Origin of the sequence: Arthrobacter sp. zg-Y820, from assembly GCF_030142155.1 — a bacterium.
GTDB lineage: Bacteria > Actinomycetota > Actinomycetes > Actinomycetales > Micrococcaceae > Arthrobacter_B.
On record NZ_CP126247.1, the window covers coordinates 3,706,877 to 3,732,961 of the forward strand.

A 26,085-nucleotide genomic window follows, 5' to 3' on the forward strand; every position below is an offset into this window, starting at 1 on the left:
CGGTGGTACGGACCAAGCTATCAGCGGACGGACTGCGCCGAGAACTGTTCCGCGGCCTGCAGATAACTCTCGGCCGTAAGCGACGCAGTGCGCTTCCAGCCGAAGGCCGACGCATGCACGGCGGCGCCGTAGCCCAGCGCCCGGCGCAGCCCGGCGTCGTCGTGCAGCCGCTCCAGCTCGGCTGACCACCGGCCGCTGTCATGCCCGTCCACCAGCAGGCCGGTGCGGCCGTGTCCGACGGCCTTGGGCAGCCCGCCGACATTGGCCGCCAGCACGGGCGTTCCGCAGGCCTGGGCTTCCAGGGCAACCAGCCCGAAGGACTCGCTGAAGGAGGGGACGGCGACGACGTCGGCGGCACGGAACCAGTCAGCCAGCGCAGCTGCGCCCACGGGCGGATGCAGGGAGACGTGGGCGTGCAGCCCCAGCGAGTCGATCAGCGGTTGCAGGTCCAGCACCTCGGAACCGCTCCCGGCGCCGAGGATGCTGATCTGCAGCGGGATGTCGGGACGGCGGGCATGCAGTTCCGCGGCGGCACGCACCAGTACCTGGGGGCCCTTCATGCGCTGGATGCGGCCGGCAAAGACAACGTGGAACACCTCCCGGGGAACGCCCAGGCGGGCACGGGCGGCGTGGGAGTTCCGGCTGGAGAAGATCTGCAGGTCCACGCCGGGAGCCACCACGTCCACCTCCAGCGGGTCGGCTCCGTACAGCGCTTCCAGCTCGGCGGCTTCGGTGCTCGTATTGGCGATCAGCCGGGTGGCGCCGTCGACGATGTCCTGCTCCCCGTCAATCCGGACCTGGGGCTCGGGCTTCTCCCCGGCCTGGAGGCGCAGGTTCTTCACCCGCGCCATGGTGTGCATGGTGTGCACCAGCGGCAGGTCCCACGCCCTGGCGACGGCCAGCCCGGCCGTGCCGGACACCCAATAGTGCGAGTGGATGACGTCGAACCGGCGGCCCGCCGGGAAGGGATGGATGTCGCTGACGCCCAGTGCCAGGGCGTCGGCCAGTCCGGGCAGTGCTTCCTTCGCGATTTTGCGGCGCGGTCCTGCAGTGATGTGGCGGACAGTGACGCCGGGAACGAGTTCCACGGCTGGCTGCTGACGCGGGTCCGAGGAACGGGTGAAAATATCCACTTCGACGCCGGATCTGGCCAGTTCCACTGCGACCGAGCGGACGTAGACGTTCATTCCGCCGGCATCGCCGGAACCTGGCTGCTCCAGGGGTGACGTATGCAACGAGAGCATGGCCACACGCTTTACCTGAAGCAACAGCACTCCCTTCTTGGCCGGCCGCAGTGCTAATCCCCTAATGACTTTATAACGCCGAGGGGCGGAGCATGGTTTCCGGGACGGTTGCCCTTGTCACTTCTGCTGCGGCGCGTCAAAGCCGGAACCCCATCCGGCGGGGAGTCCACGCGGTACAGCGCGGACTCCCCGGGATTTGTTCCCGGTGGGCAGTTCCTACTTGGCGGAACAGATGACGTGAGCCAGCAAATGGCGCTCCGGTCCGTTCCAGCACGCATCAAGCCGCGCCTGGTGGACTGCTTCGGACCGTGCGAAGGAAGCGCGAACGCGGGCAATCAGGGTTAACGCCCTCCGCCAGGCAGGAGCGGGCGCCGCCCCCGGTGTCGGAACGCCCGACGGCGGTCGGTCCGGCGGCAGGGCCGGCGCTGACGGAGGGGGGATGGTTTCCGGGTGCTCCGGGTTTTCCCGGGGGTCGCTGGAGAGGGACGAGGGCAGGTTGAAAGAACGCACAATAAACTCCGAAAGAATGGCACACCTGTTTTTGGGTGCGCGAAAGGTACGTGGGAGAAAAAGGAAAGAAATCCCTCAAGGCAGGGAGAAGAAAAGGCGGTTAAAAAGGCAGGGTATTCAGAAGGCAGGCTGCCGCAGCAAACAACAGTGCGGTCGAATTACCGGCAGGTTATTAGCCGATAAAACAATGCCGAGCCAGGGAGGAGTGCCGCAGGGCGTGCCGGGAACGGAGCTCCGCGACCGAAGAAAGGAACAGTGCCAAGAGGGAACCCTCCCGGGAGGAACCATGTCGCCGCTGGGCCGGTGGCCACCGGAGGACGGAGGCAACCGCAGGGAGGTGTCCATCCCAGGACACTGCCCACCCGAGGACGCTGCCCCTCAGGGGCAGGTCGTTCCCGGAACAGAGCCGCCGGGCGGCCGGTGCGAGGCTACCCGCGGCCCCCAAGGCCAAACGGGTAGCGTGAACGCCGTCCGGTTCCGCCCTGCCGGCCTGTTCCGCCGGCCATCCGCCGTCCGGTGGGCCGGAGAGCCGGCCACGCAGTCGAAGGGGTGGACGTGCGGGCCTGCGGGCAGGCATCCGTCGTGGCAGTGAGGAATACATGGATGGTCATTACCCCACCTCCCTTTCATGAGTGCGTGGATTGCCGGAATGGCTGGTGCGGCCCGCTTATCAGAAAGCTGGCCGCAGGAAAAACATACAACAGGTTTCAGTTCCGTGCCAAGCATTTCCTGAAACTTTTTCATTTCTTTGCTGCTAATAGTTCCAGCGCACTATTGCGGGCGTGTGTTTGTCCCAGCCCAGCAGGCAGACGGCAGCGGTTCCGAGCACGAAATGCCGGCCGTGGTCTGCCGGAAGCCCCAACCAGCGGGCGGCGAGAATCCGCAGGAAGTGGCCGTGCGCCACAAGGAGGACCTTCTCCACCGGGGTTGCTCCCGGATCCCGGTCCATCGGTGTGCCGCAGCCGGCCTGCACGAGGGAGACGATGCGGTCGGCGCGCTCCGCCACCTGGTCCAGGGTCTCCCCCTGGGGAACGCCGTCGTTCCAGATGAGGTAGCCGGGGTTCTCGGCCCGCACCTGCGTGCTCTTGCGGCCCTCGTTGGCTCCGTAGTCCCACTCGTGCGCATGGGGCAGGATCCGCGGCTCGGGGTATCCCACCAGCTCCGCGGTGCGCCGGGCGCGGATCAGCGGGGAGGACAGCACCAGGTCAAAGTCGACCTGCCCGATCTTCTCCTTCGCGGCGACCGCCTGGGCCTCCCCGGCCGCGGTCAGCGGAATGTCCGTCAGGCCGGTGTAGTTTCCCTCGCGGGACCACTCCGTCTCGCCGTGGCGCAGCAGCCACAGCCGCGGCAGCCGCGTTCCCGCCGGCGTCGTATCCGGAACCGCCGGACCGAAGTCCTCAGCGTCGCTCATTTACTTCCTTCCACTGTTGCCGACGGGTTTGTGCCCGCCTCTGTTTTGTCACCGGCGCCGGCCTCCGGGGCCGCCGCCGGCGGGCCGGGGACGTCCCGGCTTTCGGGCTGCTCGGCCCACCACCCGCGGAGCAGGGCGGCCGCTTCAGCCTCGCCGGAAGGCCCGTTTTCCATGCGCTCTTCGAGCAGGAACCGGTAGGCGCGGCCAACCACGGGGCCCGGGCGGATGCCCAGCAGCGCCATGATTGCCTCTCCGTCCAGATCCGGACGAATGGCCGCGAGCTCCTCCTGCTCGGCCAGCGCGGCGATCCGGAGCTCAAGGTCGTCGTAGGCGAAAGCCAGCCGTTCGGCCTTCCGCCGGTTGCGGGTGGTGACATCCGAGCGGGTGAGCCGGTGCAGCCGCTGCAGCAGCGGGCCGGCGTCGTTGACGTAACGGCGGACGGCGGAGTCCGTCCAGCCGGCATCACCGTAGCCGTAGAAGCGCATGTGCAGCTCCACCAGCCGCGACACCGCCTTGATGGTGTCGTTGTCGAAACGCAGCGCCTTCATCCGCTTCGCGGTCAGCTTCGACCCGACGGCGTCATGGTGCAGGAAGCTGACGGAACCATTGGGCTCGAAGCGGCGGGTGGCGGGCTTTCCGACGTCGTGCATCAGGGCCGCGAACCGCAGGACGAAGTCCGGGGCGGGAACATCGCCGTCGGCGCCGGTCTCATGCCCGCAGGCCTGGCGCAGCACCGTCAGCGAATGCTGGTAGACGTCCTTGTGCCGGTGATGCTCGTCGATTTCCAGTTTCAGGGCGGAGACCTCCGGCAGCACATGCTCGGCCAGTCCGCTTTCCACGAGCAGGTCGATGCCGGTCCACGGCGCCTTGCCGTTGATCAGTTTCACGAGCTCATCGCGGACACGCTCGGCGGAAATAATCGTGATCCGGCCGGCCATGTCCTTCATCGCCTCAAACACATCCGGGGCCACATCCACTTCCAGCTGGGACGCGAACCGGGCGGCGCGCATCATCCGCAGCGGATCGTCGGAGAACGACGTCGACGGGGCGCCCGGGGTGCGGACGAGGCCGGCCTGCAGGTCCTGCGCTCCCCCGAACGGATCCACCAACTCCATGGAGGGCAGCCGCAGCGCCATCGCATTCATGGTGAAATCACGGCGGAACAGATCATCCTCAAGCTTGTCGCCGAAGGCCACGGCCGGCTTCCGCGACTCCGGGTCATAGGCATCGGCCCGGTAAGTGGTGATTTCGATCTGGAACCCGGCCTTGCGCAAACCGATGGTGCCGAACGCCCGGCCGATCTCCCAATACGTGTCGCACCAGCGGCGGATGACGTTGATGATGTCATCCGGGCGGGCGTTGGTGGTGAAGTCCAGGTCCGGAGACACCCGCCCCAGGAAAAGATCACGCACGGGACCGCCGACGAGGGAAAGCTCGTAGCCGGCGTTCTCGAACAGCGTTCCGAGCTCACCGACAACGGAGGGCAGGGGAGTCTTCAGGGCCGAACTATCAAAAAGGTGCACCATAGTGCTTTAAGCGTGCCAGATAAAAGGTCCGAAGACGCACAGCGGGGTCCCTTCGGTGCCCGGACACGCCGAGCGTTCCCGCGTCCTCCCCGGGCCTCCCCCGGACAGTCATCATCCCCGGACAAAGATCGTTAGAGTGGTCCTATGGCCCATCCTGTACCGAGCGCACCCAAGCGAACCCCATTGACGGCGTCAATGGGCGGGGTCGGTGCGCATCCGGTGCATGCCTCACTGCCCACGGTGGAAGAGGTCTCGGCCGGCGGAATTGTGGTTGACTCCTCATCCTCGGAGCTGCCGGTGGCGATCATTGCCCGGCTGAACCGCGGCGGACGGCTGGAATGGTGCCTGCCCAAAGGCCATCCCGAGAATGATGAAGACAGCCGCGAAGCAGCCATCCGGGAGATCGCCGAGGAGACCGGAATCGACGGGCGCATCCTGACCGCCCTGGGCAGCATCGACTATTGGTTTACGGTCAGCGGCCACCGGGTGCACAAGACGGTCCACCACTTCCTGCTGGCCGCCACCGGCGGAAACCTCACGATCGAGAACGATCCGGACCACGAGGCCGTGGACGTTGCCTGGGTTCCCCTGGCCGAGCTCGGCAAACGGCTCTCCTTTCCCAACGAGCGGCGCATCGCCGACCTCGCCCGGGAAATCCTCCCCCGCTACCTCTGAGCGCCCGGCGAGCGGGTGCACCCGCTTCGCCCGCCACGCCCGGCCCGCCTCAGACCTTCAGGCGCTGCCCCCCCCGGTTTAAGCCCTGCCCGGTCGAGGTGAGAGCATAGGGACACCATGGCCGAAAAGAATATTGCTCCCAGCACGGCGCGCTCCAGCGCGGTAATGGCAGCTGGAACCCTGTTATCCCGCGTCCTTGGCCTTGTCCGGACCGCACTCCTGGCCGTGGCAATTGGCAATGCCGGCTTGGTGTCTGACATTTTCAGCAACGCCAACGTGCTGCCCAACTTCATCTATCTGCTGCTGGCCGGCGGCGTGTTCAACGCCGTCCTGGTCCCGCAGATCATCAAGGCCAGCAAACGGCCGGACCGCGGCCGGGAGTATGTCTCCTCGATCATGACCCTGAGCCTGGTCGGGCTGGGCATCCTGACCGTGGCCGCCACCGTCGCGGCACCGTGGATCCTGCCCGTGGTCACCCGGCTGGACGAGTCCCAGCTCCCCCTGGCCACCACGTTTGCCTACTGGCTGTTTCCGCAGATCTTCTTCTACGGCGCCTACGCCATCATTGGCCAGACGCTCAACGCCAACGGTCGGTTCGGTGCCTACATGTGGGCTCCGGTGGTCAACAACCTGGTGGCCATTGCCGGCGTGGTCCTGTTCATCACGCTGATGGGAACCGAGGAAGCCAACCAGTTCTCGCCCGAGAACTGGACGTCGTCCGCCACCTTGATCCTGGCCGGCAGCACGACGCTGGGCATTGTCGCGCAGGCAGCCGTGCTGCTTATTCCGCTGAAGAAGCTGGGGCTGGGCCTGCGTCCCACCTTCCGGCTGCGCGGCATCGGCCTGCGGCAGACCGGCAAGGTCGCCAAGTGGACCATCATCACCATGGTGGTGGGCAACGGCGCCTACCTGATTTACAACAACGTTGCCACGATCGCCACGGCCGCGCGTCCTGCCTATGCAGCCATGAATCCGCCGCAGATCATTGCCGGCCAGGTGAACCTGGAAACTGCTTCCATGTTCTACATGATTCCGCACTCGGTGATCACGCTTTCCCTGGCCACGGTGCTGTTCAACCAGATGTCCCATGCCTTCACCGAAGGCAACCTGGCCCAGGTCCGCGACACCATCGCCACCGGGCTGCGGACCATTGGAGTGGCCACCGTCTTCTGCTCTGCTGTGCTGGTGGTGCTCGCAGGCCCCATCAGCATGTGGCTCAGCGGCGGGTCCACTGCCTCGGCCGCCGTCCAGGGACAGGTGCTGGTGCTGCTCTCCGTCAGCGCGCCGTTCCTGAGCGCCACCTTCCTCATGAACCGCGCTTTCTACGCCGATGAAGACAGCAAAACGCCCATGGTCATGCAGATCATGCTCTCCGTCTTCGGCGTTCTGCTTGCCTTCGGCGCCTCCGTCCTGCCCCCCAACCGGGTCATCTTCGGCCTGGCCATTGCCTATTCTCTGGGGAACATTGCCGGCGTGCTGGTCAGCCACATTTTCCTCACCCGCAAACTGGGACACTACGGCGCCGGGGAGGTCTTCGACGTGCATGTCCGCCTGACCGTTGCGGCTCTGGGCTGTGCGGCACTCGGATCCGCGGCACTCGGCATGCTGGGCGGCTACTCGGCGGACGGCTTCGCCTGGCAGTCGCTGACCGGCTCCCTGGTCACCCTGCTGATCTGCGGCTCACTCATGGCCGTGTCCTACTACTTCATGCTGCGCGCCCTGAAGGTCAGGGAACTGGATGCTTTCCTCGGCCCCATCCTCGCAAAGGTCCGGCGGTAGGCGCCCGCTCCAAGCGGTGCAGGTCCCGGCACCCGCAGGGCGCGGCTTTCGCTTGACAGACAGGCGGGCGCCAACTCCGGGTTTGCCAATCCGCGCAGGTAGCATGGGGGAAGAAGCATGCTTTGGAGTCTCTTCGTTACCAGGCAGTGTTGAACCAGCAGTAGTCAAACAAGCGGCAGGCCAGTTCACAGCACTCTGATTATTTGCACTACCTTGAATATTTCGCATTACCTTGAATGCAGTAATTGCCGTTTCCATGGGAGGAACACGTGCCACAGCCGGTAGACGTAGGCTCAACACTGGGGGGCCGCTACAAAGTGACCGCCCAGGTTTTGTCCTCAGCGGAGAACGATCTGGTCCTTGACGGCGTGGACCAGGTACTTAACCGTGCCGTGAGCATCCTCCTCGCAGCTCCCGAGAACACCGCACAGGTCAGTGCCAGCGCCCGTGAGGTTGCCACCGGCGAACGGGCCAGCAACGTGCAGATCCTGGATCTCGGCGTCAGCGATGGCCGCACCTACCTGGTCACCAACAACGCCAACGCGGCCGACCTCCTGGACCTGGTGATCGAACGGGACGCTCCGTTCGTCGAACCCTTCTTCACAGACACGCTCGGCTCCGAGATCTTTGGGATGCCCCGCTCCCGTGAGCCGGAGACCACTGAGGACGACCGGTACGTCGAAGAGCCCGCGGAGCGCGCTCCCCGCAAGCCCCTGATGGCCGGCCGCCCCCTGCCGAGACTGCCCAAGTTTGGGCGTGCGGGTGCTGCCGCCGGCGCCGGCGGCGGTGTGCTCTCGGGTGCCGAGGAAGCTGCTGCTGCCCGTGATCTGGAGTTCGGCGACGCCGCGGATGCTCCTGCCGAAGCAGCCACCGGAGCGGCGAACATGCCGCCTCCCTCCGCCGCCCGGCCCACCAGCGGCGCGGCGCCGGCCACCGGCCCGACGCCCAAGGTCTCCCGCTGGACGGAAACCGATTACGCCTCGGAAGCCGACTCCGTCCCCGAGGAGCACCCGGCCGCCGATGAGCCCGCGGCTCCTTCCGCGACTGCGCGCCAGGCTCCCGGCCGCGGTTCCGAGCGGCTTCCCTCCAATTTCCCGAAGTCCGCCGTTGCAGCGACCGCTGCCGCCGAGGACGATTACGAGGCCTACGAGGACGATGACGACGACGCGGCCCCCGGCGGACGCCGCACCTGGGGTCGGGTGCTCGTGGGTGCGGTCCTGACGCTGGTCCTGGTTGTCGCCGTCGTCCTGGCTGTTGGACAGCTGGGCAAGCAGGGCAACGACGCTCCGCAGGCGGCTGATGAGCCCACCGCTGCGGCCAGCGCTCCCGCGGAAGCTCCGCCGGTAGCCGCACCGGTGCAGACCGCAGCCGCACCCGTGCCGGCAGGCATCAGCCGCCTGGTGCCCGGCAACCCCGCCCTCGATGCGGAAAACGACGGGGCGCTGCCGCAGATCCTCGACGGCAACCCGGCCACCTACTGGTCCAGCTATGTCTACGCCAACGACACCTTCGGCGGCTTGGCACCCAACCTCGCCCTCGTCGTCGAACTGGAAGAGGAATCGGCGATCAACAAGATCGACATCAGCCAGCTCAACGGAACCGGCGGCAGCTTCTCCGTGCTGCTGAATGATTCCCCGAGCCTGGAGGGTGCCTCCTCCGTGGCCGAGAGCGGCTTCACCGGTCCGACCACCAGCATCCAGGTGCCCAAGGTGGAAGGTGAAGCGGCTACGGCCAAGTATGTAATCGTGAACTTCACCCAGTTGCCGCGCCTGAGCGGTGGCCTCCAGGCCACTTATCCGTGGGGCCTGCGCATCGCGGAAATCGGCGTCTCCTAGCATTGGAGCCCGCACCGGACCCGGCATCCGCCGGGTTCGGTGCCGCATCCGCCTGGATCGGTGCAGCGGGATCGGCCCCGACGGCCCCGTACCGGGCCGCTGCCGTGTCCGGTAACGCGCAGCCCGGAATAAGCTTGAGGCTGTAACGGTTGTGCCCAGTGGTCCCGGAGTAAGCAAACGGCATCCCGGTTCACTCGGATTCACCAGCATCACTGCCGGAACGCAAGAGTTTTCAACAGGAAGAGGAACACCTAACCGTGAGCATCGAAACCCCCGCAGCCGCCGACGGCGTCCGCGACGTCATTATTGTCGGTTCCGGTCCGTCCGGTTACACAGCGGCTGTCTACACCGCCCGTGCCAACCTCAAGCCGCTGCTGATCGCCAGCTCAGTCACCGCCGGCGGCGAGCTGATGAACACCACCGACGTGGAGAACTTCCCCGGCTTCCCGGAAGGCGTCATGGGGCCGGATCTCATGGCCCAGTTCGAAAAGCAGGCTGCCCGTTTCGGCACCGAGATCCTCTTCGAGGACGTCACCAGCGTTGAGCTCGACGGCGACATCAAGAAGGTGACCATCGGCACCGGTGAAACCTTCCTGGCGCGTGCGGTCATCATCTCGACGGGCTCCGCCTACCGGGAGCTGGGCCTCGAGGACGAAAAGCGCCTCTCCGGCCGCGGCGTCAGCTGGTGCGCCACCTGCGACGGCTTCTTCTTCAAAGGCCAGGACATCGCGGTCATTGGCGGCGGCGATTCGGCCCTCGAAGAGGCCCTGTTCCTCACCAAGTTCGCTTCCACCGTCACTGTGGTTCACCGCCGCAGCACCCTGCGGGCCTCCAAGATCATGCAGGACCGTGCCCTGTCCCACGACAAGATCCGTTTCGTCTGGGACTCCGAAGTTGCGGGCATTCACGGCGAGGACAAGGTCACCGGCCTGCGCCTGCGCAACACCGTCGACGGCACCGAGTCCGACCTCCCCGTCACCGGCGTCTTTGTCGCCATCGGCAACGATCCGCGCACGGACCTCGTCAAGGACCAGCTGGAGCTGACCAGCGAAGGCACCATCGCGGTTGCCGGCCGCACCTCCAAGACCTCGCTGCCCGGCGTGTTCGCTGCCGGCGACGTCATCGACCCCACCTACCGCCAGGCGATCACAGCCTCGGGTTCCGGCTGTGTGGCCGCAATCGACGTCGAGCACTATCTTGCCGATCTGGGCGACGCCGCCCAGACCGCCGCCGAGGTTCCGACGCCGCCGGCCGAAGCCGTATCCGAACACTCCGCCCTTTAAGTTCAGAACCTGTTAGGAGCAACACATGAGCAACGCAAAAGATGTAACCGACGCTTCCTTCGGAGCCGATGTCCTCACTGCCGACAAGCCTGTCATTGTCGACTTCTGGGCGGAATGGTGCGGCCCCTGCCGCATGCTCTCCCCCATCCTCGATGACATTGCCGCGCAGTATGCCGACAAGGTCGACGTCGTGAAGGTGAACGTGGACGACAACCCCGCCATCGCGGCCAAGTACGGCATCACGTCCATTCCGGCCGTATACGTCTTCCAGGGCGGCGAGGTGGCTGCCACGTCCATCGGCGCCAAGCCCAAGCAGGTCCTGGAACAGGAATTTGCGGCGTTCCTGAAGTAAAGACACAGACCATGCACTCGGCAGGAGAATCCCTGCGGAGAATGGATGCCGGCCGGCACGTTGTGGCGCTTCGAGAAGCGTTGCTGCGTGCCGGCATCTCCATGTCCTATCTGGCTCCGGACTCCGTTAACGACCCCACCCTTTTCGATGACCACGTAGACGCTGCGGTCCGCTCCTTCCAGCAGAGCCGCGGTCTCATAGTCGACGGCGTTGCCGGCCGGGACACCCAGCGCGCACTGGCCGAAGCGCAGTTCCGGTTCGGTGACCGCACGCTGGCCTTTGTTGAAGGCGAATCTCCGGCGCGCGGCGACGACGTCGCTGAACTTCAGCGGCACCTCTCGCACCTGGGCTTTTACTACGGCCACATCGACGGCGAATTCAGTTTGCGGACACGCTACGCCGTGGCCGAACTGCAGCAGAACCTGGGCATTCCCGGCAGCGGTGTCTGCGATGAAGCCACCATGCGCGCCATGGCCCGGGTGAACCGCGCCATCACTCCGAGCCAGGCCTTCGCGCTGCGGGACTACGAGCGGCTGGACCGCTCCACCGCGGCTCTGCGCGGCCGTATGATCGCCCTCAGTACCGGAGCGTCGGAGCTGGCCTCCCCGCACGCCGTCGAACGCCTCACCTCCCAGCCGCTGACCGAGGCCCTGGTGGCGGCGGACATCGGCCGCCGCGTGGAACGGATCCTGCGGGAATTCGGTGCCGGGGTGGTGTGGCGGTCCTCCACATTTTCAGCATTGAAGGTCACCGGCACGAGCGTGCCCAGCCTCAATCTGGACCTTCACTGTGACTGGCTGGACCAGGAAGCCGCATCCGGCATCGCCGCCTTTTACTGGGGCCTGCCGGGGACCGGAGAGGCGCGCTCCCCCATCGGGCACCGCGCGGCCATTCTCCTGATGAAGGAGCTGGCGGCGCGTACCGGCATGGACAGCCTGGGCGTCCACGGCCGGACCTGGGACACCCTGAAGCTCTCCGGAATCCCCTCGGTCGGTTTGGACCTGGGCTACCTGAGCAACCGCGGCGACGCGGAACGGCTTGCCGATCCGGTGTTCCGCCAGACGGTGGCGGACTCCATCGTGATCGGCATCCAACGCCTCTACCTGCTGGAAGAAGAAGACCAGCCCACCGGAACGCTGGCCCTGGACGACGTCTTCCGGTTCAACCCCATGGAGGAGTCCGGGGAACGGCGCGTAGCCGGCCTCTAGGCATGTCACAAACAACGACGGCGGCACTCCCGGCAACGGGGGTGCCGCCGTCGCGTGGAATCCCTAGTTCAACGGACAAGGAGCCCGGTGGCCGCCACCTTTGCGGTCACAACCACCGGGGGTTGTGTGACTACCTCCTTGCACGTCGTTTGACGCGTTGAGAGCTCCGAAGATCCGTCGTGCGCGATACGTTTCACGCCGTTGGCTGCTCGCCAGGACGTGAACGCCGGTCAGTCACGCACTCCAACGGCGGCGTCGTGCAGGACGAAGGTTGCAAACCCCAGCTCGCGTCGTGCGCCGCTCAGCCAGGCGTCGCGATTCTCACGTGCAGCGGCGAATGCCTGGTCACGATCCTCGGTCGTCGAGGCCTCCCGCACGGCCCAGTCGACGAGCGACCCGGTCCAGCTGAACTGGTAGTCGTCCCACTCGGCCAACGTGCTGACGTGCCCGTACGACGGCTCGAACCCGTGCTCATGGAAGGCTCGCACCAGGCCGGCGAGGTCGGGATAGGCGTCGGCCGAAACCTCGAGCGCGGCCAGGGCAGAAGCCGACGGGGCGCCCTCCCAGATGCTGTCGCCGATCAGCGCTTGGCCACCGGGGCGCAGATGCCGCCGGACAGCGCCCAGCATGTCCTCCAGCCGGCCGAAGGCGTGGCTCGCACCGACGCACAGCACCACGTCGAAGACCCCGTCGTTCCAGGTGGCGGCATCCGTCTCGATCCAGCGCACCCGGTCGCTCAGTTTCCGCTCGTCGGCACGCCGGGCGGCAGAGGCTGGGACCATTTGGTCGATCCCTACGCCAGTGATTCCGGGGTGGGTGAGTAGCAGCTCCTGCAGCCACTCGCCCTCGCCGCACCCGAGGTCAACGGCGCGGGCGCCGTCGCTTGGGCTCAGCCAGCCGACCAGTTCGCGCAGCCGATCGGGCGCCACCGGCGCCGCGATTGGATGGCGCTGGTGGGCAATGTCGAAGATCTCGGAGCGCTCCATCGCAGCGACGCTACAGGATTCAGCCGACGCCGAGGCTGAGACACCCCGGCGTGAGGCGCGCGGTTCCGCCCTCGGCGTCGAGCTGGTCGGCGTGGGTCTGGACGGACGCCGTGGTGGCCTGCTTTTTGGGTTGTTTTGTCAACCGAGTGGTTCCCTTTCAAAGACGGGTATGTGGGTCCGGTGACACCGTCTCTGCTCGAGACCTAGGGTTTCGAGCAGCTGGAGCCTCCGGTCCAGTCTCTTGGTTCTCGGGGTTTCCATGCTGCTATCGCCGTCGTTCCGTGCCCAAAAGGCCGGCTCCCTCGCTGCCGCCGCCATGGCCGCAGCCCTGGTCCTGGGTGTGGCCACCCCAGTCCAGGCCACCCCAGGAATCACGGTGAGTATATAGGCGGATAGGAGTTCCAATGAGCACAAAATGGCCTTACCTGCTCTTGACCCTGATGACTTTGATTCTTCTGGCAGCTGGCATCTTTATCGGATGGAATCATTGGATAACCGTAGTGATAGTCGCGGTTCCCGTCGGCTTCATGATCTCCACGTACAGATCATCAAACCGCCAGCAAATCGCTCGGACCAATAACTCTGAAATTAGCTCCACGGGAGCAGTATCAGAGGGGCAAGTCCGGCTCGATACTCCGATTGGCTCTGTGCCAGCGGTTGTAGAGAGTGCCGTAGCTGGAATGCGCCGGTTCAAACTACGGAGCCTCTCCGCGGACGGAGCGGAAATCAGGGTATCAATAACCTTCAAGACTTGGGGTGAAACCATCACCCTAAAGTTCGAAGATGCAGGTTCCAACATGTCCCGCATAACTGCCACCTGCCGTCCCTTAATGAAATCAACGGCGGTTGACTACGGTCAGGGCAGGCAAGACATTCGTGAACTCTTCCAGGCATGTCAAGACCAGCGGGGATTAAGCAACACATCAAGGAGCAATCCATAGGAGGTAGTTGCACAGCCGCCTCGGCGGCGCTCACCGGCCTCAGTGGGCGCCACTTGCTTTGGGAGAGAATTCCGACATTCATGTCCGGCAGTTCCGAATAGGCTTTGGTTCCATGAGACTCGAAACTAGGGGAAAACGCATCCTGGAGATGAGGACGCGGCGTGGCCGGGTACTGGTGTTCGTTGTTCTGCCCCTGGTACTGGGGCTGCTCACGGCGGTCACCGGCTCCCTTCAACCTATTTTCACGTTGACCATGTTGTTTCTCATGGCACCCTTCCTTCTCCAGCACAGCGGCAGGAGGTTTGATCCGCGAACCGTTGTGCCAGCAACGGGTACCACCCGGCAGGACCGGGTGGCGGGATGGTGGAACCGATGCCGCAGGTTCGGGTTCTACGCATCGCTTTCCGTGCTGTTGATGTGGGCTCTCGCCTTCACCCGATCAGCACTAACCGACACCTGGGGCGGTGGTGACCTTCTGCTGGCCATCGCGCTGGTCATCCCACTCGTGGTGATCTTCCGCCGGCCGCCCCGAACTCTCTCCAGTACCGCGGAAGCGAGATGACTGGAAGCATCCACGCAATCTCCCGTCCCAACCACGGCCAGGAGGCCGAGGACGGCAATTTCCAATTGATGTTGTCAACCGGATCGGTTGAAACGGCCTGGCTCAATGGCCGCGCCAGCAGGTCATCGAGCCGGCTCACGCTTATATTCATTTGGGTGAACCCCTCACCGCCGCATTTAGCGAAAGAAGAGTCCTCTTTGGAAATCATTTACGAATCAAAGGAGACCTTCACTCTTCTTGAACCGGTTCCAGCGGCAGTGACCGCCCTCGAGTCAAACTTGAGGAATGCGGGCTACCGACCGCAATCGCGAGGCGACTCGGTAACAGTAGCTACGGGTTCCGATTTGCTGACCAGACTTTGGGGGATGCTCCTGCCGTGGGGCCGCAAGAGCGTTCCGGTCGGCATGACTGTTTCCTTCACGTCCGGACCCATGGGCACGGTTGCGTCAGTGCACGCTTATGACAGGCTTGGCTGGTACGTCGACGCTAAAACCAACTCAGTCCTCAAAGAAGAAGTAATGCAGAGAATCGATGCCCTGATAGAAGTGGCTCGAAGATCATTGCAGCGATAAGCCATCTACCGGTTGCTCAGGCGGCCAGCAGGCACCGGTGGGCCGGCACAGGCGGTGAGGGTGTGTAGGGCATTTCGTCGCGGAGCATGGCCCAGAGGACGTTGAAGCGGCGTCGTGCAAGACAGATGACGGCTGGGGTATGGGATTTACCTTCGGTGCGTTTGCGGTCATACCTCCTCGACCACACATAAGGACAGCAAAAGACGTCGTAGACACATCGGCCCGGAGTGTCCGGAACTCTGCGACAGCGCGCCCCGGGCCAAAAAGCTGGCCGCGTCACTGTTGCGAGCAGTTCGGCGCCGCAACCGCTGCGCTTGGGCAATCCGTCATTACGGCGTGAGAGCATGCCATGATGCCATGACGCACGCGTACAAACCGAACAGTTCAACAACAAAAGGAGTGACGATGATCGACAATCAGTTGAAAGGCCGGGTGGCATTAGTGACAGGCGCCGGGGACGGGCTCGGGCAAGGAATTGCCCGCCGCTTTGCGCAAGCCGGGGCGGCTGTTCTCATCGCAGAGTTTGACGATGTTAAAGGTCAAGCCGCGGCTGATTCCATTGTCGCCAACGGCGGCCAGGCGGCCTTCGTGCATTGCGACATCACGGAGAAATCACAGATGGATGCCGCAGTCCAAACTGCGGTTGATGAATTTGGATCCATCGACATCCTCGTCAATAACGCTTACCGCAGCTGGGGCATCCACCGGGTGGAAAACAAAACCGACGAAGAGTACGAAGCGAACTTCGCCATGAACGTGCTCGGACCGAATTGGGCCATGAAAAAGGCTTTTCCCGTCATGAAAGCGCAGCAATGGGGACGCATTATCAACATCAGCTCCCTCAACGGGGTCAACGCCCACATGGGCACCGCGGCATACAATGCCAGCAAAGAAGCACTTCGCGCCCTCACCCGCACAGCCGCTCGAGAGTGGGCACCATACGGCATCACCGCGAACATCATGTGCCCCGCGGTGGCCTCAGCGGCCTACCGTAACTTCGCCACGCACCAACCCGATGCGGCAGCAGCTACTGATGCCGCGATACCCATGGGCCGCATGGGAGACGCAGAAGCCGACCTCGGAGGCGTGGCAGTGTTCCTTGCCAGCGAAGACTCAAGATACCTCACTGGAAATACCCTCTTCGTAGACGGCGGCAGCCACATCAACGGTTCTCCATGGGCTCCCCACCTTCCGGAGAGCTAACCGGCTATTGGGCCGGTTCCGCGGGCCCGGGGTGTCCGGAGCTCTGCGACGGCGCACCCCGGGCCAAAGTGCCGGCTGCGCAGGGAACGCCCGTCCCCTGGTTGGAGATCCGGCGGAAGCCCAGGAAATCCCCGACAGGCGAGCTGGGCGGGTTTCCCGAGAAGCGTTAGACGTCGTTTCGTGTGATCTGTTGATCCTGCGCAGCGCCTGTGCCACCGTCGTCGCGCACGTTGTTCCCGGACAACTGCTGGTACTGACCCCCACGACGCAGGTGGGCAGCACCTGGGACCTGCTGGCGCAACTGTTGGAGAGCCGCCGGCGCCCGGGTTTCGAGATCGACGTGGCGTTCCGCCCGGTGCGCTCAACCCCGGAGTGGATGACTTCAGCCAGGAGAAGGTTCCCCGCGCGGCAGTCGGCGACACCGCCGCCTGCGGCCTCCGGGCAGAGCGGCGTTGGCCGCAGCCGTTACGGCCCGATTCAAAATGCGGGACTGTCGGCCTACGACGTCGACAGCTATGTTTTCAGCTGACGCAGGCCTTCTGTATGAAATTCGCGTCCCGCAGCCGATTGCCGCCGCCTGAACTCTTTCGGAACGCCCGGTGACGGTTTTACAGTGAGGCATGGCTGGGACGGAACCCATCTCCCGGGACCGCTTTTCTCAGACGGTAGTCAGCGGAGGGCAAAAATTGAGGAGTCGGCAGCCCGGAGCTGCTCACGTTGCGCCTGCTACGCGGTGACAACCTGTATCAGTGCCGCAGATTCCCGCTAGCCCCCGTCTGCTACCAAGGATGTGAAAACAATGACTGAAACACCAACCACCAATGATGCCGACCGAGAGCTGAAAAGCAAGCTCCGGAAGACGTGGGCGCAGGGCAACTATGCCGCCGTCGCCACTGAGGTCATCCCCACGCTCGGGGCCGTTGTTGTCCAGGCCTGCGGGGTCACAGGCCGGGACCGGGTACTGGATATAGCTGCCGGCACCGGTAACGCTGCGATTCCGGCGGCGGATGTTGGGGCCAATGTGACTGCATCGGATCTTACACCGGAGCTCCTAGACATCGGCAGGACCATCGCCGAGGCCCGTGGCAGCAACCTTGACTGGGTGGTGGCCGACGCCGAGGCCCTGCCGTTTCCGGATGCATCATTCGATGTCGTACTGTCCTGTGTCGGCGTCATGTTCGCCCCGCATCATCAGCAGGCGGCCGATGAGCTTGTGCGGGTCTGCCGTTCGGGCGGGCGGATCGGACTGATCAACTGGACGCCGGAAGGATTCATCGGCCGCATGTTTGCCACCATGAAGCCCTATGCGCCTCCACCCCCGCCGGGCATACAGCCTCCCCCGTTGTGGGGGAAAAAAGAACATGTCGAGGCGCTCTTCGCGGGACAGGTCAGCGACCTTCGAGTCGAGCGTCGCGCACTGCGCGTTGACCGATTCCGTTCACCCGAGGAATTCCTTGCCTTCTTCAAGACCAATTACGGGCCCACCATTGCCGTCTATCGATCTTTGGCAGCAGATCCCGGCCGTGCGGCAGAGCTCGACTCCGACCTGCTTTCCCTGGTGGGGCAGTTTAGCTCCGATCCGACAAAAACAGTCATGGATTGGGAGTACCTCCTGCTGACCGCCAGGCGCCTCTAAGGCAGCCGCAGAACTGCCATCCGCAACGGCCCGCCAGCGCCCGCAAAACGACCAAGAAGACTGGCGGGGTGGCACCGCGTTTCACGTGAAACACCCACTGCTGGTCAGAGACACCTATGAGCCGCCTACCGATCCAGGTGCCCGCTGACTTGTTTCACGTGAAACGGCCACCCACGGACGGGCAGGCCAGCCAGTTTGTTCTGTTTCACGTGAAACAGACTCGGCTGTACCCCGCGGCCCGGGCTGACGATCACGGGATTCCGTCTTGTGCCCGATACACGGCTGGTCCATCATGAACCGCGCCAGAAGACAGACGTTGCGTCTTCCTACAAAGCCTTTTGTCGCCGGGGAAGGATAATAGGCTTTGAATCGCGGAGCGGCCTTCAAACGCCAAGAATATTGGGTGTGAATGCTCTGCGCAGACAGGTCGTGAACCGCCCAACATCTGACCACATCCCTCTGCTGGGGACGTAAACATTTGCCAATGAAATGCGTGCGGCAAACTGCACCAGCTTCCGAAACTTTCAGGTGCACCGCAACGCGATGGTGCCCTCCGCTGCCGTGCTGGATAAGCCGTGTGCCGCTCCGGGGCGTGGCACCTCTAATCGAGACACTGCAAATCCAGATGCTCCCCGCCGGCCATGACACCGCCGTCCCGGACCTACCTACCAGAGGCTCAGTGACCCCATCGTTTCACGTGAAACCCGCCGGTGGCATACTTTCCCCGGCCTACCACTGGACACTCCACTGTGGCACAGAAAGGCAGGGCAACACGTGATTTTCCGCCAGCAGACCCGAGGCCCGAAGGTGTCACAAAGGCCAACAGGGAGGGCGCGTCAGCTACCCCACCCAACGCCTGGCGCACCCCAGGAGAACCTGATCCCTCGCCGCGGACCCATCCAACGACGCCGATACGAACAATGAAGAGCCCCACCAAAGGCACCCCACAACCAGGCCGCGCAGAAAAATTTTTTAGAATTCGCGAGCCGTGCCGTGATTCAACACCAGGGCACGGATCCGAGGGGCGTTGTTAGGTGTCCGGAGGCGGTGTTTCACGTGAAACCCTGCACGAGAGGGTCCCGTTTCCCAGCAAACACGGGTACTCATTGCCCGACGAAGTCCCTAAACCCTCTGCTGCCGGCCTGTGTGCCAGTGAATTTCCCCGTGGGCTGCCCTGGATACCTCTTGATACCTCAGCCGGCAGGGAGATGCTGCCGGGGGGCACCGGCGCAGTGCCCCCGCTCTCGGACCAGGCGAGCGTTCACCGGCCGACGTGGCGACACCACGGAGGTAATCAGCCGAACCCGAACCAGGAAGGGTTTCACGTGAAACGGAAAGCCCGTTGCGCGGTTTAGGTTGCACGGTTTGGCTTCAAGCACCCGGCGGTAGTATCAGCAGCAGGTCCCCGTCGCGGTAACTGCGTTAGCCTTCATTCCAGAATCCGAGTGGGGTTTCCCCTTCTGATGTTGGACCTACGACTGCAACCCACAACACCGGGTTTCGTATTCAGACAATGGGATCTCCGAGTCGGAGTCACACAGGCGGCGCCGGAGTGATCCGTTCAGCGGGCAGTTTCCGCTCGACGACTCAAGCGGGGTGGGGGTGACTCTAACCGGCGTTTCACGTGAAACGCTTCTGAGTCCGGCATGTCCGGGAGTGGTTCGGCTAAATCGCTACAAGTGCGGGGCCGTTTGTAGCGTTCGGCCCCGGATCCACGCGCCCACGGGGGAACAGGTGCGCCCCGGTGCTATACGGATGACTGGCCTTAACGCCCGCCAATCCCCGTCTGCTACGCCACCTGAGGCTACTGCGTGGTGGGTTCGACGTCGGTCCAACTGCTCTTATGCCGGCATCAAAAAGGCCGTCCGGGCGGTGTTTCACGTGAAACAAAGCCCGAACGACCGGAACCCAACTGCTCCCAGGACCGGACAACGGTACCCGCGACAGGGGTACACCGCCGGGGTGCCGCCCGGGGAGGGTCAGTTGGAGGGCGGCGCCAGCACTCCCATGATGCGATTCAGGTCATCAACACTGGCAAATTCAATGCTGACCTTTCCCTTGCGGGCACCCAGGGTGATTTTCACGTTGGTATCCAAGCGATCCGACAACGACGTCGCCAGGTAATCCAAACGCTCGTGCCGCGCCCCCACCTTGGGCTTGCTTTCCTTGGCCGGACGGCGCAAGCCGTCACTCATAGACACGATTTCCTCCGTCGCTCGGACGGACAACCCCTCAGCGACGATTCGCTGCGCCAGCTTCTCCATCTCGGCGGCATCCGCGAGGCCGAGCAGTGCACGTGAATGTCCTGCCGACAGAATCCCGGCCGCGAGCCTGCGCTGCACCAGCGGAGGCAGTTTCATCAACCGCAAAGTGTTGGTTACCTGGGGGCGAGACCTGCCGATGCGGTCCGCCAACTCTTCATGGGAGCAGCCGAAGTCGTCCAGAAGCTGCTGGTATGCAGCCGCCTCTTCCAAGGGATTGAGCTGGCTGCGGTGCAGGTTCTCGAGCAGGGCGTCACGCAGCAGATCAACATCCTGCGTGAACCGGATGATTGCGGGGACAGCCTGGAGTCCGGCTTCGCGGCTTGCCCGCCAGCGCCGCTCACCCATGACAAGCTCATAGGGATGTTCGGGGTCGTCTTCCGGGGACGGGCGGACAACAATCGGCTGAAGGACACCGATCTCCCGAATGGAATGCACCAGTTCGGCCATGTCATCTTCATCGAAGACCGACCGGGGCTGTTTCCGGTTCGGGTGGATGGAGTCCACCGGGATCTCGGCGAAGGACGCCCCCGGCACCTCCACGAGCGTTTCACGTGAAACAGCGGCACCGTTGTCGGCTTCTGCTGCCGCGTCAGGGCCGTTTTCGGCGGGTTCCCCCGTGCTGGCCGCGCCTGTCGCTGAAGCCGCCCTGGAGGCCGTCTGGCCCCGTTTGGGGCGGGCCTTTGCCGGCTGTGACGGACCAGTGCCGCGGTCAGCGGCACCGTCCGTGGAAGGCTCTTCGGAACCGACGGCTGATGCCGGTTCCCCAAGCCCCTCATCGAGACCCGGAACTGACATCTGCTGGCTCCGGGGTGAACCCGTGCCTGCCGCTTTCTGTCCGGAACCTCGCAGTGCATCCATGTTGATCCCCGGTCCTCGACGGGCACCTCCGGGAGCCGGACGGGTCGGTGTCACGCTGTCACCGGCGGCCGGGAAAAACACATCAACGGGTCGGCCGGCGCGAGCGGGGGCCGAGGCAGCCACTGAGGCTTCCTCTGATTCTGCGCTGCTGGGAATCAATGCCCCCAGGCCTCGTCCCAAACCACGACGCTTTTCGGTCATGGGTATGTCCTTCCCTTATGCACACAGCAAGCGGCATGGATTGATTGTGACTGTATTCTACGATTCAGGATGTCATTTACTGCGCAGGGCACGGCGGGATGTCTAGCCGCGCTGGGCAATCTCCGAGGCAGCTTCCAGATAGGACAGGGCGCCAGTGGAGGACGGATCATAGGTCATGACCGTCTGCTGATAGCTCGGAGCTTCCGAAATTCGCACGGACCGCGGCACAACGGCTCCAAGCACCTGGTCGGGGAAGTGCTCCCTGACTTCGGCGGCAACCTGAGCCGCCAGATTCGTCCGGCCGTCGTACATGGTGAGGAGAATCGTCGAAACAACCAGGTCGGCGTTGAGATGCTTTTGGATCATCTCAATGTTCTTCAACAGCTGGCTCAGGCCCTCCAACGCATAGTATTCGCACTGGATCGGAATGAGGACTTCCCGGGCAGCAACGAAGGCGTTGACGGTCAGCAGCCCCAGGCTCGGCGGGCAGTCGATAAAGATGTAGTCGAGACGTTCCTCGCCGGTGCGTTCCCGTTCCAGAGCGTAAACATCAATGGCCCGGCGCAGCCGCTGTTCCCGGGCGACCAGGGATACCAGCTCGATTTCCGCTCCCGCCAAATGAATGGTCGCGGGCGCGCAAATAAGGTTGTCAATGTCCGGGCACGGAGCCACGACGTTAGCCAGCGGCAGGTCGTCAATGAGGACATCGTAAATGCTCTCGACTTCGGCACGGTGGTCGATGCCCAGTGCCGTGGAGGCGTTGCCCTGAGGGTCAATGTCGATGACCAGCACGTTCAGCCCGGCACTGGCGAGGGCAGCGGCCAGATTGACGGTCGTGGTCGTTTTGCCGACGCCGCCTTTCTGGTTGCTCACGGTCATGATCCGGGTCTCGACCGGACGCGGGAGAACCCGGCCGCGGAGCTTTTCCCGACGGCGGCTTTCATGCGCGAGTTCCCTGGCCAGCGGGGTGCTTTCGTCCATTAGGTCCATAACGTCCACCGACGTCGACGGTACGACCGCCTCGTCAGCTACACCACCTTCGATAGCCTCGGGGGCCGCTGCAGATTCAGCCGCGGTTTGCAGGGTGACAACGCTGTGCGCTGTTTCACGTGAAACAAGGTCCATGGAAGCGGCAGGGTCAGCGGCAGCCGGTGCGGGAGAAACCGGCGCCTCCACGGGGTCGGGGGCAACGGCAGCCGAGGCTGCGAGCTCAACCGGCTGCTCCGCTGACTGCGGAGCCGGCTCACGCTCAACGGCGGGCGGCTCCTGATTGTTCACAAACGTTTGGGGTTGAATTCTAGAGAACTGTGCGGAGAGGGCAGAACCCAACGCTGCAAAGGGTGGAATCCGTTTTGCGGCGGAATCACGGCGCGCACTCACCTGGACAGGCTCACTTTCCAAACATAGGCATTAGTTCATCCAGCCTATCCGCTGCCCGGCAAATATCCCGGACCGCGGCCGGTGTGTGCACAAGATCATGCGGCCCCGCTACCCCACGCGGATGCGGACAACCGTCGTGTGTTCCTCGAGGAGGTCTTCTCCGGCGGTCAGAATTGAAGTCTCGCGGCCTCCGAGCTTGCGGATGACCTTCGATGCCTTCTGAATCTCCTCTTCAGCGCTGCGCCCCTTGATCGCCAGCACCACTCCCTTGCCCTTCAGGAGGGGGATCGTCAGGCCGGCCAGGGACCCCAGGGCGGAAACGGCGCGCGCCGTCACGACATCCGCCTCGACCTCGTCGATCACCTGCTCCGCACGGCCCCGAATAACCGTGACGTTCTCCAGGCCAAGATCCGCCACGACCTCGTTAAGCCAGATCACTCGGCGTTCCAAGGGTTCAATCAAGGTCAGCTGCAGATCAGGGCGGGCGATGGCCAGGCACAGGCCCGGCAATCCGGCGCCACTTCCGACGTCGGCCACTCGGGCGTTTTCATCGATCAGGTCAGCGACCACGGCACAGTTCAGCACATGCCGGCTCCACAAACGGGGAACCTCGCGGGGCCCCAGCAGCCCGCGTTCCATGCCCGATGTGGCCAGATGCTCGACATAGCGCTCAGCCAGTTCCAGCCGGGTGCCAAAGATTTTTTCCGCCGCCGTGCGCTCTGCGGGCGTTGTTTCAACCACGTGGTATTTCCTTGTCTGCGGTGCAGTTTTCCAGCGATAAAGCCGCCCTAGGAGGCGGGCAGTGACACCACAATGTGGCGTTCTTCCCCTTCGCCCTCGGACTCGCTGACGAGTCCAAGTTCAGCGACGGCGTCATGCACGATCTTGCGTTCGTACGCGCTCATGGGACGCAGGGCAACGTCCTGGCCGCCCTCCTTGGCCTCGCTGACCGCCTGCTCGGCGATGACCTGGAGTTCGGCGCTGCGTTCCTTGCGGTAGCCGGTAATGTCCAGGACGAGCCTGGAGCGGCTGTCCGTGGCGGTGAGGACCGAGAGGCGGGTCAACTCCTGCAGGGCCTCCAGGACCGCTCCGTCCTCTCCCACGAGGGCGCGCAGGCCGGTGACGTCGCCGTCTTCGGCCACCACTGAGATGTATGTGCGGCCGTGCCGGACCTCAATGTCGATGTCGCCGTCAATGTCGGCAATGTCGAGAAGTTCCTCGAGATAGTCGGCCGCTACGTCGCCCTCTTCTTCGAGGCGCCCGGGGCCGGCGGCTTCAACCGGTTCGCCCGCAGCAGCAGCCACAGTTCCGTCTTCGACTGCCTCGGGTTCGTCGGCTGAAGACTCCGCCACGGGCTCAGTGGTCATCGCTTCTTCCTGTTCTTCCGCTGGGGCTGCTGGCGCTGGGTCCTGGTTGTCACGGGAGCAGGTTCAGCGGCGCCGCCCTTTGCCTCACCGAGCAGCGGGGCCATCGGCAGGCCCTTCTTGGCGCGGCGCTCGGCCAGGGCCTTGGCTGCGGGGGAGCCGGGGGTGGGCATCCGGCGGATCACGAAGAACTGCTGGCCCATGGTCCACAGGTTGGTGGTGGTCCAGTAGATGAGCACGCCGATGGGGAAGTTGATGCCGCCGATACCGAAGACCAGGGGCAGGATGTACAGCATCATCTTCTGCTGGCGCATGAAGGGGCTGGCGAGGGCTTCCTCGGACATGTTCTTCGACATGATCTGCTTCTGCGTGATGAACTGCGAAGCGGTCATGGCCAGGATCATGACGATGGAGAGAACGACGACGGCGATCTGGCCGTCACCGCCTCCGCCGTGCAGCAGCGACGAGGACAGCGGAGCGCCGAGAATGGTGGCCGCATCAAACTGCTGGATGGCTTCCGCGGACAGCGCGCCGATGTGGACGCCGTCGTCGCTGGCCTTCGAGACGCCGTTCAGCACCTGGAACAGCGCAAAGAAGAACGGCATCTGGATCAGCATCGGCAGGCAGGCCGCAAACGGGTTGGTGCCGTGCTTCTTGTAGAGCGCCATCTGCTCCTGCGTCATTGCCTGACGGGAGAGCTGATCGGTCTTGCCCTTGTACTTCTGCTGGAGTTTCTTCAGATCCGGCTGCAGCGACTGCATGCCGCGCTGGGCCTTGATCTGCTTCACGAAGACCGGAATCAGTGCGGCCCGGATCACGATCACGAGGCCGATGATGGACAGGGTCCAAGTCCAGCCGGATGCCTCATCCATCCCGAGGAAAACAAAGCCCTCGTGGAAGATCCACATGATCCAGGACACTACCCACTTAAAGGGGAACAGTATCGTATCGAAGAAACCCATTTACTCTCCTAAGCCGCTTCGCGGCTGTCTTCGTCGGCTGGAATCACGGGATGATTCAGCACAATAATCCTCGGAACCTTTTCCTGGTCCCAAATCCTGTGTCCAGGCGGGACATGGTCCACACCGCCGTCGTTCCACGGGTGGCAGCGGACAAGCCGCCGCGCGGCCAGCCACGTGCCGCGAACGGCACCGTGGACAGTCACGGCTTCAAGAGCATATGCGGAACAGGAGGGGAAAAACCTGCAGACCGGTCCGTATAGAGGCGAAATGGTTTTGCGGTAGGCCATTAAAAGGCCCATCAGAACGTAGCGCGGGAGATTCCACACGCCGCGGGCAATCGACTGGACAGCCCTTACCGGATCAGTTCCGGAACGGCTCATCAGCGGATCACCCCTTCTGGCATAGCGAGCGGGCGCGGTCGAGTTTCCCGGCGCACGTACGCAGCGCGCCCAGATAGTCTGTGCGAAGCTCCTGCCAAGACGCCGTTGCCGCCGGCGGCAACGCACGGACGACAATATCGAACCCGGTGGGGTACTCACGCAGACTCTGGGCAGCTGCTTCTCTCAGTCTTCTCTTAACGAGGTTCCGTGTCACGGCGTTCCCGACGCTTTTCGCGACGATGAAGCCTACGCGGGTAGGGCTTGCCCCTGTGTCCACCGCATATAACACGACGTTCCGGCGCCCACTGCGGGCACCGGAACGTACAGTAAAAGAAAAATCCGCCGATGTCCGCACCCGATTCCCTACGGCCAGCATTCAGACCACCTGGAATCGGAGACGGGGCTGCGTTTGGGCAGCATCGACAAACTTGAGGCTATTTAGGCCGACAGTTCGGTACGGCCCTTGGCGCGGCGTGCGGAAAGGATTCCACGGCCGGCACGGGTACGCATGCGAAGGCGGAAGCCGTGCTTCTTGGCACGACGGCGGTTATTCGGCTGAAAAGTCCGCTTGCTCACGGTAGTTACTCCAAGACAATCTGAGTTGCGCTGGCTTGCTACGACAAGGGGGAAGAACAAGCGGCGCTTATTTCATGTGTCTGACTGCTCTCAACCCGGACCTGGACCCTGATTCCCAGAACCCTGATGGGCATGAATGAGTGCAGATAGCAGACACAAAGGACTACTCCACGGTAGGGGCATGACCGCCGCCAGTCAAACCGGGGAGCGCCTCAACGGCCGGCTGCCCTGTTCATACAATTTCATCCACACCTGTGGACAACTGCCTTGATGAAGCCCGAACACACACTGGTGTGAGCCCCGTCCCAGCGTCTGTCCACAGCCGGAATCCAGCTACCACGGGGGTAAATCATCCTCTAGGCTTGGCCACGGGCGTT

26 protein-coding genes and 1 pseudogene are annotated in these 26,085 nt (G+C 63.9%); 12 read left to right on the top strand and 15 right to left on the bottom strand.

The window, feature by feature from the left end; genetic code table 11:
* Positions 1 to 20 precede the first annotated feature (20 nt).
* From mshA to QNO08_RS17055, 4 genes are all read right to left on the bottom strand, one after another.
* Positions 21 to 1,268 (bottom strand): D-inositol-3-phosphate glycosyltransferase, encoded by a 1,248-nt coding sequence (gene mshA / locus QNO08_RS17040; protein WP_229966460.1) that lies wholly within the window; start codon positions 1,266 to 1,268, stop codon positions 21 to 23.
* 914 nt (positions 1,269 to 2,182) lie between these two features.
* The gene (locus tag QNO08_RS17045; protein ID WP_229966461.1) at positions 2,183 to 2,365 is read right to left on the bottom strand and encodes a hypothetical protein; all 183 of its coding nucleotides are present in this window, start codon (positions 2,363 to 2,365) and stop codon (positions 2,183 to 2,185) included.
* A gap of 143 nt (positions 2,366 to 2,508) precedes the next feature.
* Positions 2,509 to 3,165, bottom strand: coding sequence for a histidine phosphatase family protein (locus tag QNO08_RS17050; RefSeq protein ID WP_229966462.1), 657 nt, complete (start codon positions 3,163 to 3,165; stop codon positions 2,509 to 2,511).
* Complete coding sequence (locus tag QNO08_RS17055) at positions 3,162 to 4,691, bottom strand: CCA tRNA nucleotidyltransferase (protein ID WP_229966463.1); 1,530 nt, start codon at positions 4,689 to 4,691, stop codon at positions 3,162 to 3,164. The genes QNO08_RS17050 and QNO08_RS17055 overlap by 4 nt, the downstream gene beginning before the upstream one ends.
* A 144-nt stretch (positions 4,692 to 4,835) precedes the next feature.
* Between QNO08_RS17055 and QNO08_RS17060 the strand changes: the two genes are divergently transcribed.
* From QNO08_RS17060 to QNO08_RS17085, 6 genes are all read left to right on the top strand, one after another.
* Entirely contained in the window at positions 4,836 to 5,366 is a 531-nt protein-coding gene (locus QNO08_RS17060; RefSeq protein WP_229966464.1) for an NUDIX hydrolase, read from the top strand.
* Between the two features lie 117 nt (positions 5,367 to 5,483).
* Positions 5,484 to 7,145, top strand: coding sequence for a murein biosynthesis integral membrane protein MurJ (gene murJ / locus QNO08_RS17065; RefSeq protein WP_269439196.1), 1,662 nt, complete (start codon positions 5,484 to 5,486; stop codon positions 7,143 to 7,145).
* Positions 7,146 to 7,414: 269 nt separating this feature from the next.
* Positions 7,415 to 8,980, top strand: a complete 1,566-nt coding sequence (locus QNO08_RS17070) for an ABC transporter substrate-binding protein (RefSeq protein WP_229966465.1) — start codon at positions 7,415 to 7,417, stop codon at positions 8,978 to 8,980.
* Positions 8,981 to 9,243: 263 nt separating this feature from the next.
* On the top strand, positions 9,244 to 10,263 hold the full coding sequence (gene trxB / locus QNO08_RS17075) for a thioredoxin-disulfide reductase (RefSeq protein ID WP_442860523.1): 1,020 nt from the start codon (positions 9,244 to 9,246) through the stop codon (positions 10,261 to 10,263).
* 25 nt (positions 10,264 to 10,288) lie between these two features.
* Complete coding sequence (gene trxA / locus QNO08_RS17080; RefSeq protein WP_104053463.1) at positions 10,289 to 10,615, top strand: thioredoxin; 327 nt, start codon at positions 10,289 to 10,291, stop codon at positions 10,613 to 10,615.
* A gap of 11 nt (positions 10,616 to 10,626) precedes the next feature.
* Positions 10,627 to 11,823 (top strand): peptidoglycan-binding protein, encoded by a 1,197-nt coding sequence (locus QNO08_RS17085; RefSeq protein ID WP_229966467.1) that lies wholly within the window; start codon positions 10,627 to 10,629, stop codon positions 11,821 to 11,823.
* A 230-nt stretch (positions 11,824 to 12,053) separates the two neighbouring features.
* On the opposite strand, the gene QNO08_RS17090 is transcribed toward QNO08_RS17085, so the two are convergent.
* On the bottom strand, positions 12,054 to 12,809 hold the full coding sequence (locus tag QNO08_RS17090) for an SAM-dependent methyltransferase (protein ID WP_229966468.1): 756 nt from the start codon (positions 12,807 to 12,809) through the stop codon (positions 12,054 to 12,056).
* 19 nt (positions 12,810 to 12,828) lie between these two features.
* Complete coding sequence (locus QNO08_RS17095) at positions 12,829 to 12,951, bottom strand: hypothetical protein (RefSeq protein WP_269439197.1); 123 nt, start codon at positions 12,949 to 12,951, stop codon at positions 12,829 to 12,831.
* 262 nt (positions 12,952 to 13,213) lie between these two features.
* Between QNO08_RS17095 and QNO08_RS17100 the strand changes: the two genes are divergently transcribed.
* The 3 genes from QNO08_RS17100 (at position 13,214) to QNO08_RS17110 (ending at position 14,884) form a co-directional block, all read left to right on the top strand.
* Positions 13,214 to 13,750 (top strand): hypothetical protein, encoded by a 537-nt coding sequence (locus tag QNO08_RS17100; RefSeq protein WP_229966469.1) that lies wholly within the window; start codon positions 13,214 to 13,216, stop codon positions 13,748 to 13,750.
* Between the two features lie 112 nt (positions 13,751 to 13,862).
* Positions 13,863 to 14,312, top strand: a complete 450-nt coding sequence (locus QNO08_RS17105) for a hypothetical protein (protein ID WP_229966470.1) — start codon at positions 13,863 to 13,865, stop codon at positions 14,310 to 14,312.
* The gene (locus QNO08_RS17110; RefSeq protein ID WP_229966471.1) at positions 14,309 to 14,884 is read left to right on the top strand and encodes a hypothetical protein; all 576 of its coding nucleotides are present in this window, start codon (positions 14,309 to 14,311) and stop codon (positions 14,882 to 14,884) included. Before QNO08_RS17105 ends, QNO08_RS17110 begins: the two co-directional genes overlap by 4 nt.
* 16 nt (positions 14,885 to 14,900) lie before the next feature.
* On the opposite strand, the pseudogene QNO08_RS17115 reads toward QNO08_RS17110, so the two are convergent.
* Positions 14,901 to 15,056 (bottom strand): annotated as a pseudogene (locus tag QNO08_RS17115) (IS110 family transposase); the annotation flags it as partial.
* 233 nt (positions 15,057 to 15,289) lie between these two features.
* Between QNO08_RS17115 and QNO08_RS17120 the strand changes: the two are divergent.
* From QNO08_RS17120 to QNO08_RS17130, 3 genes are all read left to right on the top strand, one after another.
* Positions 15,290 to 16,087, top strand: a complete 798-nt coding sequence (locus tag QNO08_RS17120; protein WP_229966472.1) for an SDR family NAD(P)-dependent oxidoreductase — start codon at positions 15,290 to 15,292, stop codon at positions 16,085 to 16,087.
* A 190-nt stretch (positions 16,088 to 16,277) separates the two neighbouring features.
* Entirely contained in the window at positions 16,278 to 16,616 is a 339-nt protein-coding gene (locus QNO08_RS17125) for a hypothetical protein (protein ID WP_229966473.1), read from the top strand.
* 270 nt (positions 16,617 to 16,886) lie between these two features.
* The gene (locus QNO08_RS17130) at positions 16,887 to 17,723 is read left to right on the top strand and encodes a class I SAM-dependent methyltransferase (protein WP_229966474.1); all 837 of its coding nucleotides are present in this window, start codon (positions 16,887 to 16,889) and stop codon (positions 17,721 to 17,723) included.
* Between the two features lie 1,979 nt (positions 17,724 to 19,702).
* Here the strand turns inward: QNO08_RS17130 and QNO08_RS17135 are convergent.
* The 8 genes from QNO08_RS17135 to rpmH all read right to left on the bottom strand — a co-directional run bounded on the left by QNO08_RS17135 (position 19,703) and on the right by rpmH (position 25,708).
* The gene (locus QNO08_RS17135) at positions 19,703 to 21,046 is read right to left on the bottom strand and encodes a ParB/RepB/Spo0J family partition protein (protein ID WP_229966475.1); all 1,344 of its coding nucleotides are present in this window, start codon (positions 21,044 to 21,046) and stop codon (positions 19,703 to 19,705) included.
* A 102-nt stretch (positions 21,047 to 21,148) separates the two neighbouring features.
* Positions 21,149 to 22,324 carry a ParA family protein gene (locus QNO08_RS17140; RefSeq protein ID WP_284015825.1) on the bottom strand — a complete coding sequence of 392 codons (1,176 nt, stop codon included), beginning with the start codon at positions 22,322 to 22,324 and terminating at the stop codon, positions 21,149 to 21,151.
* A gap of 210 nt (positions 22,325 to 22,534) precedes the next feature.
* The gene (rsmG, locus tag QNO08_RS17145) at positions 22,535 to 23,167 is read right to left on the bottom strand and encodes a 16S rRNA (guanine(527)-N(7))-methyltransferase RsmG (protein ID WP_229966476.1); all 633 of its coding nucleotides are present in this window, start codon (positions 23,165 to 23,167) and stop codon (positions 22,535 to 22,537) included.
* Between the two features lie 47 nt (positions 23,168 to 23,214).
* A complete protein-coding gene (locus QNO08_RS17150; protein ID WP_229966477.1) occupies positions 23,215 to 23,793 on the bottom strand; it encodes a Jag family protein in 579 nt (192 codons plus the stop codon).
* Entirely contained in the window at positions 23,790 to 24,752 is a 963-nt protein-coding gene (yidC, locus tag QNO08_RS17155) for a membrane protein insertase YidC (RefSeq protein WP_229966478.1), read from the bottom strand. The genes QNO08_RS17150 and yidC overlap by 4 nt, the downstream gene beginning before the upstream one ends.
* 8 nt (positions 24,753 to 24,760) lie before the next feature.
* Positions 24,761 to 25,132: a membrane protein insertion efficiency factor YidD gene (gene yidD, locus QNO08_RS17160; protein WP_229966479.1), complete on the bottom strand. Its 372-nt coding sequence runs from the start codon at positions 25,130 to 25,132 to the stop codon at positions 24,761 to 24,763.
* Between the two features lie 7 nt (positions 25,133 to 25,139).
* Positions 25,140 to 25,508, bottom strand: coding sequence for a ribonuclease P protein component (rnpA, locus tag QNO08_RS17165; RefSeq protein WP_229966480.1), 369 nt, complete (start codon positions 25,506 to 25,508; stop codon positions 25,140 to 25,142).
* A gap of 62 nt (positions 25,509 to 25,570) precedes the next feature.
* Positions 25,571 to 25,708, bottom strand: a complete 138-nt coding sequence (gene rpmH, locus QNO08_RS17170; RefSeq protein WP_056010217.1) for a 50S ribosomal protein L34 — start codon at positions 25,706 to 25,708, stop codon at positions 25,571 to 25,573.
* Positions 25,709 to 26,085 lie beyond the last annotated feature (377 nt).